At 61.2% G+C, this 16,294-nt stretch carries 14 protein-coding genes; 3 read left to right on the forward strand and 11 right to left on the reverse strand.

Going from position 1 to position 16,294, the window contains the following annotated elements; all coding sequences use genetic code 11:
• Window positions 1-176: 176 nt before the first annotated feature.
• The 8 genes from NKJ40_RS02220 to NKJ40_RS31860 form a co-directional block, all read right to left on the reverse strand.
• Entirely contained in the window at window positions 177-1,640 is a 1,464-nt protein-coding gene (locus tag NKJ40_RS02220) for a lipopolysaccharide biosynthesis protein (protein ID WP_352464376.1), read from the reverse strand.
• A complete protein-coding gene (locus NKJ40_RS02225; RefSeq protein WP_352464378.1) occupies window positions 1,637-2,923 on the reverse strand; it encodes a glycosyltransferase in 1,287 nt (428 codons plus the stop codon). The genes NKJ40_RS02220 and NKJ40_RS02225 overlap by 4 nt, the downstream gene beginning before the upstream one ends.
• Before the next feature lie 70 nt (window positions 2,924-2,993).
• Window positions 2,994-4,073, reverse strand: a complete 1,080-nt coding sequence (locus NKJ40_RS02230) for a glycosyltransferase (protein WP_352464379.1) — start codon at window positions 4,071-4,073, stop codon at window positions 2,994-2,996.
• A gap of 31 nt (window positions 4,074-4,104) precedes the next feature.
• Window positions 4,105-5,436, reverse strand: coding sequence for a UDP-glucose dehydrogenase family protein (locus NKJ40_RS02235; protein WP_352464380.1), 1,332 nt, complete (start codon window positions 5,434-5,436; stop codon window positions 4,105-4,107).
• A gap of 85 nt (window positions 5,437-5,521) precedes the next feature.
• Window positions 5,522-6,388, reverse strand: a complete 867-nt coding sequence (exoK, locus tag NKJ40_RS02240; RefSeq protein ID WP_352464382.1) for an endo-1,3-1,4-beta-glycanase ExoK — start codon at window positions 6,386-6,388, stop codon at window positions 5,522-5,524.
• A gap of 133 nt (window positions 6,389-6,521) precedes the next feature.
• The gene (locus NKJ40_RS02245; RefSeq protein ID WP_352464384.1) at window positions 6,522-6,923 is read right to left on the reverse strand and encodes a hypothetical protein; all 402 of its coding nucleotides are present in this window, start codon (window positions 6,921-6,923) and stop codon (window positions 6,522-6,524) included.
• Window positions 6,924-7,191: 268 nt separating this feature from the next.
• Window positions 7,192-8,214 carry a glycosyltransferase family 2 protein gene (locus tag NKJ40_RS02250; protein WP_352464385.1) on the reverse strand — a complete coding sequence of 341 codons (1,023 nt, stop codon included), beginning with the start codon at window positions 8,212-8,214 and terminating at the stop codon, window positions 7,192-7,194.
• Window positions 8,215-8,666: 452 nt separating this feature from the next.
• Window positions 8,667-8,939 carry an exopolysaccharide production repressor protein gene (locus NKJ40_RS31860; protein ID WP_502903685.1) on the reverse strand — a complete coding sequence of 91 codons (273 nt, stop codon included), beginning with the start codon at window positions 8,937-8,939 and terminating at the stop codon, window positions 8,667-8,669.
• Between the two features lie 605 nt (window positions 8,940-9,544).
• Here NKJ40_RS31860 and NKJ40_RS02260 point away from each other — a divergent pair.
• A complete protein-coding gene (locus NKJ40_RS02260; RefSeq protein ID WP_352464389.1) occupies window positions 9,545-10,222 on the forward strand; it encodes a sugar transferase in 678 nt (225 codons plus the stop codon).
• A 171-nt stretch (window positions 10,223-10,393) separates the two neighbouring features.
• Window positions 10,394-11,641, forward strand: coding sequence for a polysaccharide biosynthesis/export family protein (locus NKJ40_RS02265; RefSeq protein ID WP_502903686.1), 1,248 nt, complete (start codon window positions 10,394-10,396; stop codon window positions 11,639-11,641).
• Window positions 11,642-11,765: 124 nt separating this feature from the next.
• Here NKJ40_RS02265 and NKJ40_RS02270 read toward each other — a convergent pair whose 3' ends face one another.
• On the reverse strand, window positions 11,766-13,037 hold the full coding sequence (locus NKJ40_RS02270) for an O-antigen ligase family protein (RefSeq protein ID WP_352464391.1): 1,272 nt from the start codon (window positions 13,035-13,037) through the stop codon (window positions 11,766-11,768).
• A gap of 269 nt (window positions 13,038-13,306) precedes the next feature.
• Here NKJ40_RS02270 and NKJ40_RS02275 point away from each other — a divergent pair, with 269 nt between their 5' ends.
• The gene (locus NKJ40_RS02275; protein ID WP_352464393.1) at window positions 13,307-14,059 is read left to right on the forward strand and encodes an SDR family NAD(P)-dependent oxidoreductase; all 753 of its coding nucleotides are present in this window, start codon (window positions 13,307-13,309) and stop codon (window positions 14,057-14,059) included.
• A 40-nt stretch (window positions 14,060-14,099) separates the two neighbouring features.
• Here NKJ40_RS02275 and NKJ40_RS02280 read toward each other — a convergent pair whose 3' ends face one another.
• Together NKJ40_RS02280 and NKJ40_RS02285 are read right to left on the reverse strand one after the other, a co-directional pair.
• Window positions 14,100-14,681: a DUF1349 domain-containing protein gene (locus NKJ40_RS02280; protein WP_352464395.1), complete on the reverse strand. Its 582-nt coding sequence runs from the start codon at window positions 14,679-14,681 to the stop codon at window positions 14,100-14,102.
• A 38-nt stretch (window positions 14,682-14,719) separates the two neighbouring features.
• Window positions 14,720-16,156 carry an aldehyde dehydrogenase family protein gene (locus NKJ40_RS02285; RefSeq protein WP_352464773.1) on the reverse strand — a complete coding sequence of 479 codons (1,437 nt, stop codon included), beginning with the start codon at window positions 16,154-16,156 and terminating at the stop codon, window positions 14,720-14,722.
• Between the last annotated feature and the right edge of the window lie 138 nt (window positions 16,157-16,294).

Here is a 16,294-nt window from a genome sequence, read left to right on the forward strand (position 1 = left end):
GCGTCGCCGACCTGCTGCTCGACATCGACACGGTGACGCCCGAGGAAGCGAGCGAGAAGCTCGGCAGACTTACCGCCAATCTCGACCTCTATCGCAGGACGAGCCTTCAGGCAGTGCTTGAGGAGCATGCGTCGGCGATGTCGGCAGGTGAACTTTTGGTGCCCGTGATCGCTCGCCTAGCGGGCGTTGCGCATGGCGCTGGAAAGCGTGGTGAACAACGCACTGCGCGACTGGCGAAGGGCAAGCATGAGGATCAGGCCGATCGAATAATTGAGGGCAACCGCAAGGACCACCGCGAGCAGGTCTGACTGGCCGGTCAGCGATGCCGGCAACTCCCGGTACACGGACCAGGCAAGCAGCGATGACGCGATAAAAAGCCCCTGCATGACCAGGAAGTCGGCTGCGGTCACCGGGCCGACCCGGTGGACAAGAACGGCAAGTACCGGGACGCGCAGCACATAGCCGCTGATCGCGTAGGCCGCCGCGACACCGACGGCGCCCCAGTGCAGGCCGATGATGAAGGCTGCAACCGTCGTCAGCGACGAGTAGATGCCCCAGTGGAACATGGTCTTGGTCTTGCCCTGGCAGATGAAGATCCAGCCGGTGGTGCTCGAGACCGACTGGATCAGGCTGGCGATGCCCAGCCAGGCGAAGATCGGCGCCACCGCTGTCCAGCGCTCGCCGAAGAGAAGCCCGACGACCTGGTCCGACGTCAGCGTCAGCGCCGCGATGCCGGGCATGGTGATGGCCGCCAGCATCCAATTGGTTCGCACATAGATGTCGCGAAACCGCGCCTTGTCCTCATGGATGCGGCTCAGCAGCGGCACCATCACGCGTGTCAGCGGCTGGTTGATGTTCTGCAGCGGGAACAGCAGGAGCTTGTAGGCGCGGTCATAGTAGCCGAGCTCGATCGGGCCCGAATATTTTCCGATCAGGATGTTGTCGAGATTGCGCGAGAAGAAGTTGGCCAGATTGAAGCCGGTCAGATTGGCGCCGAAGGACAATATGTCGGTATCGACCTTCAGGTCCGGCCGCGACGGCGTCCAGCGCGCCACCTGCCACGCCGCCGCCAGCGCGACAACAGCCGAAACCGCCGGGCCGATGACCAGCGACCAGTAGCCCAGCCCCGCATAGGCGGCGACTGCGGTAGTCGCAAGTCCGGCAGCGGCGGTGATCACATCGTTCAGTGCGAGCTGGCCAAAGCGCAAATGGCGGTTCATCAGCGCCAGCGGCACCGCGGCGAGACTGCCAAGAAGCAGCGGCAAGGCAGAGCCGATGGTGATCCCGACCATGCGTTGATCGCCATAGAAGGCAGCGATGGCGGGCGCCAGGCATGCAACCACCACGGCACTGCCCAGCCCCACCAGCGCACTGATCCAGAATACCTGGTTGAGCTGCTCGGTGCTGATGTCCTTGCGCTGGACCACAGCCTGTTGCAGGCCAAGGTTTTGAAGCAGCCCGACAAAGGCCACGATCGGCCCGACGGAAGCCACCAGGCCGAAATCCTCGGGCACGAGCAAACGGGCAAGCACGATGACCGAGAGAAACTGGATCGCCATCTTGAAGCCTTGCGCGCCGATCGTCACCACGCCGCCGCGCAGGGCGACGCGACCGAACTGGGGGGGCGGGTTGGCGTTCATGCCGGGTGCCTGGCTTCGGCCAGCTGGGCAACGATCTGCGCAAAACGTTCGTTGAGTACGTCCGCGTTGAAATCCTGCTCGATCTTGCGGCGCGCCGCACGTGCGATGCGCTCGCATTTGTCCGGATTCTCGGCCACCCAGACAAGCTTGCGGGCCAACGCCGCAACGTCTCGCTCCGGTGCGAGGAAGCCTGTCTCCTGATCCTCGATCAACTCGGGAATGCCCGAGTGATAGGTGCTGACCACGATCAGCCCGGCGGCCATAGCCTCCATCAGCGCCACCGGAATACCCTCGAGATCGCCGTCCTGTGCGGCAACGCTGGGCAGGAGGAATACGTGGGCATTGCGCAGGCGCTGCTTGACCTCGGCGTGCGGGCGCGGCCCGAGGAAAGTCACCCGTTCGGCAATGCCGAGACTTGCGGCGAGCTTCTTCAACTCCTCCAGCAATTCGCCGCCGCCAATTACCGTATAGACCCAATCGCGCCTCGGCAGGCTGGCGAGCGCCCGAAGGGCGAATTCGATGCCCTTCTTTTCGGTCAGCCGGCAGACCGAGATGAAGGACAGCGTGTCCCGGTCCCAGGAACGCCAATGGTAGCCGATCTCACCGGGCCGCACGCCCATATGGTGAACCATGACTTGGGCGGGGGGTGCGCCGACGCCGATCAGGGCGTCGCGGAAAAACGCGTTCACCGGGAGCTGGAGAATGCCCTTTTCGAAGACGACCTTGTAGCGCGTGAGCGTGTTGTCATGCAGCGGTTCGCCGACATCGCGGCCATGGAATATGGTCACCAAAGGAGCGGAAATCCGGCCTCGTTTCATGGCCCGGGCGACGCGCATGCCGTTATTGCCGAAATGCGCGACAATCACGTCGGCATTCTGCAGTTTGCGCGCAAAGGCGATGTCGATAGCGGTCGAGAGTTTATCCCAGAACCTGCCGGACCATTTCCTGAGCATCGGGCGAAAGCGCCCCAGTCCGCCCCACCAGCAGACGACCTTGCCAGGTAGCGCCTGCCAGCGGCGATCGTCGATGTTGCTGTCCTTGCCGAAGGACGTCTCGTTGCAGATGACGCCGACCTGCATGCCGCGCTCGAGGCACCCTTCTATCTGATCGAGGACGAAGGTCTCCGACAAAGAGGGGAACTTATCAACTACGAAGCAAATCTTCATCGAATGGACGATCTTTCGAGGCCGGTCGGCGATCTGCTCGCGCGGATGAGGGCTGACGCCCGTCGCCGCCGTGCGAGGCGCTTCAAGCGTCTGGTGTTTTGCGTGTCGTTGTCCCAAAGCAGCTCCCACCCCGGTCAGGCGCGAGAGCCGGCTTTTGGGCAACGTGCATGCTTTTGGACGAAATGCATCAGGCGGCACGCTCCAGTGCGCCTTGCCTGGCGTTGTCGAGAACGCCGAGGAAGGTCGCGAACTGAATGTCTGGATTCATCTGCGGCCGCTCCGAAAACAGCTGCGCCGCCGCCGACAGCCGATCGTACTCGGCCTTGTCGCTCCATAGCCGCCTGACCGCGGCGACCCAGTCGTCGAGCGGTGCGTCGTAGTCGAGCACAACGCCGCCGGCGCCAATTGCTTCCGGCAGGCCGCCGCGGCGGGACCCGACGACCGGAATACCGCTGCAATGGGCCTCGGATGCCACCCGCCCCCAAGCTTCTTCCCATTTGCTGGGCGCCAGCAGGATCTTGGTGCGGCCATAGACGGTCTTCATGTCGCTGGTGCGGCTTTCCAGCCTGACGTTGCGCAGCGGCGCGATGATCCGTTCGATCTGCGCCCGGTGGTCGTCGTCGAGCTTCCAGCTTTCGACGAACAGGAACGGAATTTCGGGGCATTGGCCGGCGATGCGCACGGCGAGTTCGAACCCTTTTTCATTGTAAGGATTGATCAGCGTGACGAATTCACCGGTCGACGGCGTGCTGTAGAGCCCGGGATTGATGGTCGGCGGGATCACGGTCGAATCGATGCCGAACTTTTCCTTATAGGTGTGCGCGGTGAATTCGGAGTTGGCGATATAAAGCGCCGAATGCAATTCGCGCAGGTCGCCGGCCAGTTCGTGGAATTCGACGTTCCGCAGATAGACCACCAGCGGCACGCCGAGCGCCTGCAGCGCCTTTCCGATCGGCACCGATTTGTGGCACTGCACGACGGCGACATCGGGATCGAGCCGTTCGACCGCGAAGCGCGCCGCCTCCCAGGGAAACCACGCCCGCACGACCGGATAGCCCGGATAGCTGTCGATGACCGCACGCTGGCGAAGCAACTTCATCTTGGCGCGCGCCTTGAAGCCGAACATGCCGTCACCAAACAGCGCCGCCAGAACCGAGGCGTCATGACCGTGCTCGCGCAGCTGCTCGACCAGATGGTGCGTGCTCGACTGAACGCCACCGCTGAACTGCGGCGTGTAGCCGTTGCCGCCTGCAAACAGAACTTTCATGGACCTGGCTCCTTGCTGGACCGCCCTAGCGTCACGCCGCCATTCTGCCGATGCTGTGGTATTCGATGCCGTGGCGGGCGATGACCTTGGGGTCGTAGAGATTGCGTCCGTCGAAGATGACGGGCGTGGTCAGCGCGTTCTTCAGCGCATCGAAGGACGGCGCGCTGAAGCTTTTCCACTCGGTTACGATCAAAAGCGCGTCGGCGCCTCGCAGCGCAGCCTCCTTGGTGCCGCACAGCTGCAGGTCGTCGCGCAGCCCGTAGATCGCCTGGCATTCCTGCATCGCCTCGGGATCGTAGGCCTGAACATTGGCCCCGGCGGCCCAGAGCGCCTCCATCAGCGTGCGGGACGGGGCCTCGCGCATGTCGTCGGTATTGGGTTTGAAGGCCAAGCCCCACAGCGCAAAGGTCTTGCCTTTGAGATTGCCCTTGAAATAGCGGTCCACCTTCTCGAACAGGACCGACTTTTGCTGGTTGTTGCGTTCCTCGACGGCACGCAGCAGCTTGGCGTCGAACTTGACGGCCTCGGCGGTCTTGATAAGGGCACGCACATCCTTCGGGAAGCACGAGCCGCCATAGCCGAGGCCCGGATAGATGAAGTGGTAGCCGATCCGCGGGTCGCTGCCGATGCCCTTGCGGACCTCCTCGATGTCGGCGCCCAGTTGCTCGGCCAAATTGGCCATTTCATTCATGAAGCTGATCTTGGTCGCCAGCATGCAATTGGCCGCGTATTTGGTGAACTCGGCACTGCGCACATCCATCACGATCATCTTTTCGTGGTTGCGGTTGAACGGCGCGTAGAGCTCGCGCATCACCGCCTCGGTGTCCTCGTTGCTGGTGCCGACGATGATGCGGTCGGGCTTCATGCAGTCGCTCACAGCGGACCCTTCCTTGAGGAATTCCGGATTGGAGGTGACGTCGAAAGCCAGATCCTCGCGCCCGCGCGCCTTCAGCGTCTCGGCGATCCTTGCCTTTATCCTTTCGCAGGTGCCGACCGGCACGGTCGACTTGCCGACGACGATCTTGGGCGCGTCCATCTCACGACCGATGGCCTCGGCGACGGCCAGCACATATTTGAGGTCTGCCGAACCATCCTCGCCCGGAGGCGTGCCGACGGCGATCATCTGAATCTGGCCATGCTTGATCGCCGCGGCGGCGTCGGTGGTGAACTTGATGCGGCCGGCGGCATGGTTCTCCTTGACCATGTTTTCGAGCCCGGGCTCGAAGATCGGGACATGACCCTGGTTGAGCCGCTCGACCTTTTTTGCATCGATGTCGACGCAGACCACCTGATGGCCGACTTCGGCAAGCACCGCCGCCTGTACAAGACCGACATAGCCGATTCCAAAGACAGTCAAATTCATTCGGTTTCATTCCTGTTCAAGGCTTCGGGCCTGTTCGAGCTTCGGTTTTCCGACCACCTTCGGCCCGGCCGGTTCAGATGCGCTTCTAGTTTGTGTTGCATGCCAGCGATTCCGGGAATTGGCAGGGCTGGCCGAGTGCGGTGAATGCAACGCGATCCACCTGCATGGTGAGCTTGCGGCCGGGATCCGAGAACGGCCCCATCCAGCCCTTCATCGTATCGCTGCCCCACAGGCTGAAATAGATCCTTTGCGAATGGGTGGGCAGCTTCGCCGGATCGGTGATCTCGTGGACAAGCTTGCCATTGACGTACCAGCGCAGCCGGTCCTTTTCCCAGACGAAGGCGTAGTCGTTGAAGGCCTTGTCGGTGCCGCCGGCGACGTCGACCAGTTTCTCGTTCTTGCCTTTGCCGGCTATGTAGGCGTTGACCTGGACCTTGGACGTGTCCTTGGTCAGCACCTCGAAGTCGATTTCATCATGCGGCTGCTTGTCGGCATCGCCGACGAAGCTGAAGAATGCCGCATTGACGCCGGAGCCCGTGTCGGTCTTCATCCGCGCCTCGTAGGTGCCGTAGCCGAAGCGCTGCTTGGTCTGGATCTCGGCGCAGGCGAATTCGCGATCCTTCAGCTTGCGCTTCTCGAAACCGAGCGTCAGCATGCCGTCGGAAAGCCCGATCAGGCTTTTGGACCAGGTGCAGTTCTGATGCTTGCCGTTCGTCCAGCCGTCGGAAATGAACCAGCGCGCGCGACTGAGGCTGGTGAAATCATCGACAAAGGACGGCGCGGTTGGGAGATCCTGGGCGCGGACGGGCACCAGGCCCGCAACCAAGCTGACGAGAACGATCAGCAGAAACGCGCCGTCTGAACGGAGCCGCCGCAGCTTGCCTGGGATCGGGCGCGTGAACGGGGTGCCGCGGGTTGCCGGGGCGGACGTGCTTTTAGGATCTGCATTCATATCAAACTCACCTTTGTGCTGTGCGCCCCCAAAGCGATCGTTCGAACCGTGACGAAACAACCTGATCTTGACCTCTGTCGCTCCCAAGCTCCGTGTTGTGCCTAAAACCATTGCGCCGACCCGGGGTGTTCGCTCAGCCTGTGCCGGAATCGGCGGGCTTCACAAAATCGGTCCTTATGTCGGGACCGTTCTGCCGCTTCTCCTCGAAGATTTCATCCAGCGAATGACGGAGATCCTTCATCATCTGCATCTGGCGCGACAGCGCAGCGATGCGCCGCTCGCAATTCAGGATCGACCTGGTCAGTTCGCCGACTTCGGAAGACCTGCGAGAGGAGACCGCTCCGTTCTCCATGGCCTCGACCAGAAAGGCGGCATTGGTGGCCGTCGTCCTGTAGCGGTTCTCAAGTCCGCTCTTCTCCGCCTCGACTTCGGCCGCGATCTGGTCCAGCAGCTTTGCCAACCGATCGAGGCGCGAGGTGTCGGTCTGCGTGTCGCGCGCCGGATCTCTCGATCGGAAGCGAAAGATCGAGGCCATGTAGTCAGCGCCCCATCATCGTCGAGCTGGTGACCGGCCTTGGCGCCAATCCACATTCAAAAGGCATTTCTTGCATTGTCCAGCTCCTCCGACAGGGATGTCTCGGGCCAGTTCGGTTGGCCGTCCAAAATTGCTGCACCGCAACATAGATTGCCATTCCCTGCGCGCATAGGCAACCACCTAGATCGTAAACTCATGAATCTCGTTGAAATGGTGCGAGCCGACCGAAGGGTAAGGGAGTTGCTACCGCGATCGCACGTTGAGGGGCCTAGCTTTCGCTGGCCGTGCTGGTTCCGGCCATGAGGAAGCGCAGCGGCGGCACATGCTGACGCTTCGCGGCGAGTCCAGCGCGGCGAAACAGCGCATCCAGCTTGTCGGAGGCAACGCCGCGGACGATAGCTGTGAGGTTGGACGAGCCGGCCAAGGCGTAGGCCGCAGCCGGCGCCAGCCCGCGCTCAGCCTTCACGTCTAAAAACTTCCGCAACCGGTATTTGTCGCGGATGTGCCGCTCGTGCCTTCTCAGCGCAGCCTTCGATGCCTCCGGCAAACTGTCGATCGCAAGCAGTGCCAGGTCGGCATCGGCCAGATGCTTCAGGTCCTGGGTCTTGTGCCGTCCGCTAAGCGAATCGGCGCGCACGATCGCGCCGTAGCCACAGGATTTGATGACCTTGAAGCGCGCGCCGTGGGCAACCGCGCGCGCATAGAGTTCATAGTCTTCACCCAGGCGCAGCTTCTCGTCGTAGCGCAGCCCATGCCGATCGAGGAAGGCGCGGCTGATCACTGGCTTGAGGAAGCCCAGTTCCCCTCGTTGCACACGGCGCCTGGAGATGTTGGCGTCGATGAAACCCTCGAAATCGAGGAATTCCGGTTCGGGAGAGAACGGTGGAGCAACGATTTTCGAAACGTCGGTTGCCGCGTCATCCCTGACAAGCATGATGTTGTCTGCAGCGAAATCCCAATCGGTGCTGGCGAACAGTCTGTGAAACCTGCCTTCGAAAAAGAAATCATCAGCGTCCAGAATGCTGATGAACGGCGACCTGGAACCGGCTATCGCGGCGTTGCGGGCAAAGGAGGGGCCGCGATTGACGTCGAAGCGGATGACGGAAAGGCGGCCCGTGCCGTCGTCGGCTGCGTGGGCGACTTTCGCGGTATCGTCGGTGGACGCGTCGTCGACGACGACAACTTCCGCAACCTCCGGCTCGCGTAATGCCGATGCAATGGCAGCCGGGATTGTCCGCGCCGCATTGCGCGCGGCGATGATCACGCAGACCTGGGATGATGTCATGGACATGCCTCTCGATTGCAGAAGTCGTTGCTGATTTCTTCGCCCTCCCCGTTCAATGCCTCACCGCCCGTCTGAAATGCATCGGCCCAAACGCCTATGCTGCAAGTGCGAAGCAAGCATCGCCAAAATCATCGGCGCAGTCCAGTTTTTCATTTGCTGGTGTTATGGCGCGGGTGGGCGGGCGGCGAGCCTCGATCGGGATGGCTCCAGAAATGCGCCGCTTGGCAGAGCCGTTCCTGCACGCTCCATCAGAGCGCTCGACTGGCGGAAACCAGTTGCTGGTCCTCGCCGACCGGATGGCGGTGACGCAGAGCGAGCGCGTCGAGGCCGGCAGTGTCAAGCAGTTGAAAGGACAGGAATGCCGACAGCCGGTGTTGTTGAGGCGAGCAATCCGTCAGAGGACCGGCAAGCTTAGCCACAGGTCACATGGACATCGCAGACCGCGGCCATGCCTGAAATCAGTGAAGGCCCCTTCTGGCGCTGAACTTCTCGCCTTCGGCCGCTTCGTTCGAACTCAGCTTTCGTTCAGCGTCGCGAATTTTGTCGGCCGGGGTCGGGGCATTTCTGGCGATCATGGCAAAGACCAGCAGAAAATAACCCAGTTGGATGACTATAGCGCAGCCGATGACACGAAAAAGCGTCGTACCGAGCGAGGCGCCGCCCAAATACGACCAGACGATCACGATCGCCAGCGCAAAACACATTCCGATAATGAACTTTGGCAGTGACATACCCGATAGCCCATCAACCGGCTCGGGAAAAAATGTCGACAAGCCCACCCCGAGCACCTCCCTTAAACTCTGCGAGCTTATTTAGGTTGCCCGCATCTGGCCGGTTGCTTCCGGCCTAGCCCAATCTGTCCATAGTCCGACAGCAACAATTTGCAACTCTATTGACCCGCGCAATAGGCGGCAAGGGCAGCTGCGGAATAATTTTAAACGAATCCTCGGGATCGACTCTGCCATGGTGCAATGCACACGTCGGCATCACCACTGATTGCCGGATATCGACTCGCTCCAGTAAGATTTATAATATTGGCCAGTATTTTAGCATAACATCAGTCGATATTTTGAAATTCTAAATGATGGCAAAGCTCCACAGCAGGGTATAAAGAGCGATTGGCCTAAAATCAGCCCCAAAATTGGACTAGCTTTTCCAAAATTGCCCATAATCTGTCTCTTTTGCGACATAAAGGCGAAATTTTGTGCAGGACGAGTTTATTATTTAGTCAGTTCATGACGCGACTATTACAGCCGTCTGGGAAATTGTGTGTTGCGCTGCAACATTTTTTTGGTATCGTGCGGTAAACCATCCGTTCAACGTATGGAGTTTACGCATGAGGGACGTAGCCAAGCCGGCCGATGCGGATTTTTCGCAGGCCGGCGTCGATTTTCCGCCACCGATCGGCGGCCTGCTCAAACGCAGCTTCGATATTGCCGGTTCGCTGATCGGCCTGATCGCTCTCAGCCCGCTGTTCGTGATGATAGCGCTGCTTGTCAGGTTTTCCGATGGCGGGCCGATTTTCTATGGCCACAGCCGGATCGGCCGCGGAGGACGGATTTTTCCGTGCCTCAAGTTCCGCACCATGGTTCCAGACGGCGAGCGGGTGCTTGCTGCCTATCTCGCCTCGAATCCGGAGGCCAACGCCGAATGGATAGCGACCCGCAAGTTGAAGAACGACCCGCGGATCACGCGCGTCGGAGCGGTGCTGAGGAAGCTCAGCCTCGATGAGCTGCCGCAGATCATCAATATCCTGCAGGGGGATATGAGCCTGGTGGGGCCCCGTCCCGTGGTGCGCGATGAGCTGGAGATCTATGGCAATTCGGCCGTCTATTACCTGAAATCGCGCCCCGGCCTGACCGGGCTCTGGCAGGTCAGCGGACGCAACGATGTTTCCTACGACAGCCGCGTCGCATTCGACAGGCACTATGTCGAGAACTGGTCGATGTTCGAAGACATTCGCATCATCATCAAGACCGTACCTGCGGTCTGGATGTCGCGAGGCTGCTACTGACGGCCGCTTGCTGGCCGTGCATCGAGGAGCGACTGTCCAGAATTCGGGCCTAGAACTCGGGCCCCTAACTCAGGCATCGGCAGCTCATCGGGCGGGGCAAACCAGATCGGAAACGCTCAGTTGAAAGCAGATATAATCGATATCTTTTGCACCGGCATTCTCTCCAGACGCATGCGGCGAGTACGGCTTTTGACGATTTGCCTCACAATGGCGACCGGCGTGACGCTGTCGCTAGCCCTGCCACAGTTTGCCTTCGCCGACGACTATCGGCTAGGAGCACAGGACAAGCTGACCATTCGCGTGGCGGAATGGCAGACCGTCGAAGGCACGTTCCGTGACTGGTCGGCCATCAATGGAGAATACACAGTCGGCCCCGCTGGAACCTTGTCGGTGCCGTTCGTCGGTGAGATGCCCGCATCCGGCAAGTCGACTTCGGAGATCGCGGCATCGCTCGGCGAGGCGCTGCAGCGCAAGCTCGCTCTGGCCGACAAGCCGGAGGCTTCCGTCGAAATGGCGCAGTACCGGCCATTCTACATCTCTGGCGAGGTGCAATCGCCCGGCCAGTACCCTTGTGTGCCTGGGTTGTCCGTGCTGAAAGCGATGAGCATTGCCGGCGGAGCCCGGCGGAACCCGGAGAGCGGGCAGCGCTTCGACCGCGACCTGATCAATGCCAAAGGCAATTTCGACGTACTACAAGACCAATTGGTCAGGCTGACCGTCAAGCGCGCCCGCGTCGAAGCGGAACTGGCGGACAAGCCGACATTCGCGGTGCCGAAAGAGGTGGCCGACGATCCAAAGCTGCCCAGCATCGTTGCCGATGAGACGGCGATCCTGGCGGCCGACCAGAAGAAACTCAAGCTGCGCTTGCAGGCGCTCGACGATTTGAAGGCGCTGCTGCAGAGCGAGATCGATTCGCTGCAGAAAAAGATCGTCAACCAGCAGAAGCAGGTCGATCTGGCGAAGGAGCAGCTCAACGGCATCGGCTCGCTGGCGCAAAAAGGCCTGGTCGTCAACACGCGGGTTTTGAACTCGCAGCAAACCATCGCCGACCTTGAAGGCCAGATCCTGGATTACGAGACGGCGATTCTCACGGCCAAGCAGTCGATCAGCAAGGCCACCCAGGACGCCATCGATCTGGAGAACACCCAGAACTCCAGCCTCGCGACCGACCGGCAACAGACGGAAGCCGATCTCAACGAGGTGACGCTGAAGCTGAATATGGAAAAGGCCTTGATGTCCGAAGCCTTGTCGGGCAGCCCCATGCCGCAATTCTACGGCAACAACGAACCAGCGGCCTTGTCATTTTCCCTGGTGCGGGTGGTCGACGGGAAGACCAGCGAAATCACCGCCGATGAAGACACACCGGTGCTGCCAGGGGACGTGATCAAGGTCAAACCGGCGCCCCTGGCCATCCAGTAGCTTCTTTCCACCGGAGCGAAGCACCAACCCCGCAGGCAGCGGTCTGCGGGTTTTTGGGCTTGGTATCTTATGGATCAGAAAACAAGGCAGCCTTCGGGCAACGAACCGCCTGGATCCGCCCGCTCTACCCTCGCACGGCGTCCGGTTCCTCGATATGGTTCACGGCGTTCCACCGGGAAGGAGCGACGGCCGGCACCCTCACCAGCTTGAAGTAGCTGTAATACAGCAGGAACGATCCCATGATGTAGGGATTGAGGGTCTCGACCTCGACGAAGGAGCGGATGAACAGAAGCACCATGACGCCGGCAAGAATCACCGAGTCGGCTTGCCATGTCCTGAATATCAGCGCCGAGACGTGCCCCCAGAGCGTGCGCAGGATGATCAGCGAAAGCAGTGTCGCACCGACGAAGCCGAGTTCCACCAAGGTCTCGATGTAGGTGTTGTGGAAGTGGAAGCCGCTTCGCGCGGCGATGTAGAATTCGTTCCACAGCCGCTCGGCCTCGGAGAAGCCCTGCACCCAATAGGCCGCGTAGCCGACGCCGAGGATGGGCGATTGCTGCGCGGCATTCCAGCCCTGTTGCCAGAGGTAGGTTCGTCCGGTGAGCGTCGAATCCTTGCCGAAAAGGCCAAGGACAAAGTCCATCAGCCCGAGATTCAGCGCAATCACGGTACAGGCGACCAGCGCGCCCGCACCGATCATGAAAATCACCCGGCGATGTCGGAGCGAAAGCAGCTTGCCGATGGAAAGCAGGGCGACCAGAGCCAGAACCGCCGGGGTCGATGCCATCGAAGTGGCCGAATGCGACACGACCAGCAGATAGCCCGACAGAAGGACAATCGGTACGATCAACAAAAAGCTTATCCTGCCGCGCCTGAGAAAGGCGAGGTAGACAACGCAGAAATAGATGCCAAGCGATGCGACAAAGCCGATCTGGTTCTTGGAGCTGAACGCGCCGACGAAATTATACGTGCCATCGAGAACGTCATAGGAATAACTCGCGACCTTGAGCGAGTAGAGCAGGACGACGAAAATCCCGATCAGGGCGCCTATGGTCAAGGTCCGGACGCTGACGGTGCGCGCGGCAATGTAGGCGCAGGCGATATGGGAGCAATATTGGACGGCCGTCCTTGCCGTCGTGCCGGGGGCTGCCGACCAGAACACCGAGAAGCAGACATAGGTTGCAAAGGCCAGCGGAAGCCAGGCGCTGGAAGCGTGCCTTAATATCTTCCGGTAGTCGACCAGGATGAGCGGCAGCCAGACTGCATAGTAGGCCAGGATCATAGCCTGGCCGAAAATGGTCGAGTAGGAGAACGCCCAGATAGAGACGGCAACGGCAAAGCTGCCATAGACCGTGTTCTTGTCCGGATCGATCAACAGAGATTTTGGAATCTTCATCTCGGTAGCGGTTTTCCGTCCTTGCAGCTCAATGCCGATTTCATGGGCCGCTCATGGGCCGATTCATCGGATCGATGGGAGGCTCGCCTGCAGGCGCTCGCATTGTGCAGTGCAATATAACCCATCCGGCGCCGCCTGTCACCCGGATGCCAACTGGGCGTCCAATTGCGCGGTGCTGGCCCATCACAAGCTGTTCTGAGGTTGCAAGTCCGCGCTTGAACTTGTCGGCCGTTGACTTCACATTCGCCGCCAATTGGGAGGAAGACCACATGCCGATGAGTTTCGCGGGACGATTTGCCGGACGATCTGCTGTTATCACCGGCGGCGCCTCAGGCATCGGCCTGGCGGTCGCGCAAAGGATCACTGACGAAGGCGGGCGTGTTTCGGTCTGGGATCGCGATGCCGCTCAGATCGAGCAGGCCAAGGCCAGTGTTCCAGGCCTGCACAGCGTGACCCTCGACGTCGCCGACCCCATAGCGGTCGAAGCCGCCGCCGGAGAGACGATCGAAGCGCTTGGCGTAGTCGATGTGCTTGTCACCAGCGCTGCCATCACCGGACCGAACATGACGGCCTGGGAGTATTCGGTGGAGGATTGGCGCCGGGTCATCGACATCAACATCAACGGCGTCTTCTTCTGCAACAAAGCGCTGGTCCCGCATATGCTCGAACGCAATTACGGCAGGATCGTCAACATCGCCTCGATTGCCGGCAAGGAAGGTAACCCGAACGCCTCGGCCTACAGCACCTCCAAGGCGGCGGTGATCGGCATGACCAAATCGCTCGGCAAGGAACTGGCCAAGACCAAGGTGACGGTGAACTGCGTCACGCCGGCGGCTGTGCGCACCGCGATCTTCCAGCAGATGAGCCAGCAGCACATCGACTTCATGCTGTCCAAAATACCGATGGCGCGGTTCGGCGAGGTCGAGGAGGTGGCGGCGCTGATTTGCTGGATCGCGTCCGAGGAATGCTCGTTCACGACGGCTGCCGTCTTCGACGTCTCCGGCGGCCGGGCGACCTACTGAGGCAGGCCGGACGCAAACCGCCCGACCGGATCGCGGCGCCTCAGTCGTGAAGCTCTCGCGAGATCGGCGGGCCGATGGAAAAATCGCTGAATGTCACTTCGAAACCCTCGCGCTGCGGCGAACAGCACATCATGCCGACATCGACCGTTTTCGACGGCGGGAAATAGGCAAGCCGCACCGGTTTCCAGTGCTTGTCGGTCGCGTCCAGATACTGGACGCGGATCGTCTCGGCATGGCGGGTCAGGCGGATCCTGACCCCGTCCGGATCCGCCGGAATGCTGGCCAGCGACCAGTCAGAGGCATCGTTGGTGACGACGACGGAAAAATACATCAGCCCGTCCGTGTATTCGATGCCGGCCTTGATCCAGTGCGTCTCGCTCAGGCGGACCATAAGCCCGGCCTGATCGTAAAGCACCTCATAGTGTCCCTTGACCGTGACTTCGGCGCTGAAATCGCCCTCGACCTCACGATAGAGGAAATGGCCATTGTCACGCCAGAAGCCGTAGAACGTCTCGCGCCAGAAGTCGGTCTCCTTGCCGGTTCGCACATCCACCGTATTGTTGCCGAAGGCGTGGTGCGGCGGCGGATTGAGCCAGGTCAGGTCGGTATTCTCAGATGTCATCGATTTGCTCGCCTGCCTGGCTGGTCCGCCGCCCTTTCTTAGCCGGCAAACGTGTAAGCGGTCTTCACCGTGGTGTAGAACTCTGCGGCATAGCGGCCCTGCTCGCGCGGGCCGTAGCTCGACCCCTTGCGCCCGCCGAAAGGCACGTGGAAGTCGACGCCGGCCGTCGGCAGGTTGACCATGACCATGCCGGCTTCCGAATTGCGCTTGAAATGCGTGGCGTGCTTGAGGCTCGAGGTGCAGATGCCGGATGTCAGGCCGAACGGCGTATCGTTGGCCACGGCCAGCGCCTCGTCATAATCCTTGACGCGGATGACGTTGGCGACCGGTCCGAAAATCTCCTCGCGCGAGATGCGCATGGCGTTGGTGGTTTCGGTGAACAGCGCCGGCTGCAAATAGAAGCCGCGGGTTTCACGATCGAGCCGCTCGCCGCCGAAGGCAAGGTCCGCGCCTTCCTGACGGCCGATGGCGATATAGTCTTCGTCCTGTTTCAACTGGCTCTGGTCGACAACCGGTCCGATCTGGGTCTTGGCATCGAGAGCGTCGCCGATGACCAGCTTGCCCAGGCGATCTTTCATCGCCTCGACGAAGCGGTCATGGATGCCGTCCGTCACCACCAGGCGGGACGACGCCGTGCAGCGCTGGCCGGTCGAGAAGTAGGCGCCGTTGACCGCGCAGTCGACGGCGACGGCAAGGTCGGCATCGTCGAGCACGACGAGCGGGTTCTTGCCGCCCATTTCGAGCTGGAACTTGCGCATGTGCTCGACGCTGGCGGCGGCGACGCGCTTGCCGGTGCCGACAGAGCCGGTGAAGGTGATGGCGTTGAGGTCAGGGCTGTCGAGCATGGCCTGGCCAACCACCGAACCTTTGCCCATCACCAGGTTGAGCACGCCCTTGGGCAGCCCGGCGCGGTGCAGGATGTCGACAATTGTCCAGGCGCTCTCCGGAACGAGTTCCGCCGGCTTGAAGACGATGGTGTTGCCGTAGGCCAGCGCCGGAGCGATTTTCCAGGCCGGGATGGCGATCGGGAAATTCCACGGCGTGATGATGCCGACGACGCCGACCGCTTCGCGGGTGATCTCGACGCCGACGCCGGGCCGCACGCTTGGCACCAGCTCGCCCGACAGGCGTAGCGTCTCGCCGGCGAAGAAGTCGAATATCTGGGCGGCGCGGACAGTCTCGCCGATGCCCTCGACCAGCGTCTTGCCTTCCTCGCGCGCCAAGGCCCGGCCGATTTCATCTTTCCGCGCGGTGATCTCGTCCGACGCCTTCCTCAGCACCGCATGGCGTGCCAGCAGGCCCGATCGGGACCATGCCGGAAATGCCGCCTTCGCCGCAGCGATGGCCTGCCGGGCGTGCTCGGCGCCCCCCGACGCATATTCGCCGACCACGTCATCGAGATTGGACGGGTTGATGTTGCGGGAGCCGGCATCGCCTACCCACTCGCCATCGATGAGGTTCTTTCGAAACGGGATCATGTCGCTGTCTTCCTTGTCGTCCTTCGATCGCCGTCTATCTGGACCACCGACCGCCGCACCGCAAGGCCGAAGGCAGGCAAACTTCTCCTCCTCGACAGGCATGTGATAGGTGTCGGGGCGGGAAAGACGATTCTA

Origin of the sequence: Mesorhizobium sp. M0119 (genome assembly GCF_040322615.1) — a bacterium.
Classification (GTDB): Bacteria; Pseudomonadota; Alphaproteobacteria; order Rhizobiales; family Rhizobiaceae; genus Mesorhizobium.

What these genes read in the sequence shown, in the direction of transcription:
- NKJ40_RS02220 (WP_352464376.1), bottom strand. Translation starts at nt 1,640, where the DNA reads ATGAACGCCAACCCGCCCCCCCAGTTCGGTCGCGTCGCCCTGCGCGGC.
- NKJ40_RS02230 (WP_352464379.1), bottom strand. Translation starts at nt 4,073, where the DNA reads ATGAAAGTTCTGTTTGCAGGCGGCAACGGCTACACGCCGCAGTTCAGC.
- NKJ40_RS02235 (WP_352464380.1), bottom strand. Translation starts at nt 5,436, where the DNA reads ATGAATTTGACTGTCTTTGGAATCGGCTATGTCGGTCTTGTACAGGCG.
- exoK (WP_352464382.1), bottom strand. Translation starts at nt 6,388, where the DNA reads ATGAATGCAGATCCTAAAAGCACGTCCGCCCCGGCAACCCGCGGCACC.
- NKJ40_RS02245 (WP_352464384.1), bottom strand. Translation starts at nt 6,923, where the DNA reads ATGGCCTCGATCTTTCGCTTCCGATCGAGAGATCCGGCGCGCGACACG.
- NKJ40_RS02250 (WP_352464385.1), bottom strand. Translation starts at nt 8,214, where the DNA reads ATGTCCATGACATCATCCCAGGTCTGCGTGATCATCGCCGCGCGCAAT.
- NKJ40_RS31860 (WP_502903685.1), bottom strand. Translation starts at nt 8,939, where the DNA reads ATGTCACTGCCAAAGTTCATTATCGGAATGTGTTTTGCGCTGGCGATC.
- NKJ40_RS02260 (WP_352464389.1), top strand. Translation starts at nt 9,545, where the DNA reads ATGAGGGACGTAGCCAAGCCGGCCGATGCGGATTTTTCGCAGGCCGGC.
- NKJ40_RS02265 (WP_502903686.1), top strand. Translation starts at nt 10,394, where the DNA reads ATGCGGCGAGTACGGCTTTTGACGATTTGCCTCACAATGGCGACCGGC.
- NKJ40_RS02270 (WP_352464391.1), bottom strand. Translation starts at nt 13,037, where the DNA reads ATGAAGATTCCAAAATCTCTGTTGATCGATCCGGACAAGAACACGGTC.
- NKJ40_RS02275 (WP_352464393.1), top strand. Translation starts at nt 13,307, where the DNA reads ATGCCGATGAGTTTCGCGGGACGATTTGCCGGACGATCTGCTGTTATC.
- NKJ40_RS02280 (WP_352464395.1), bottom strand. Translation starts at nt 14,681, where the DNA reads ATGACATCTGAGAATACCGACCTGACCTGGCTCAATCCGCCGCCGCAC.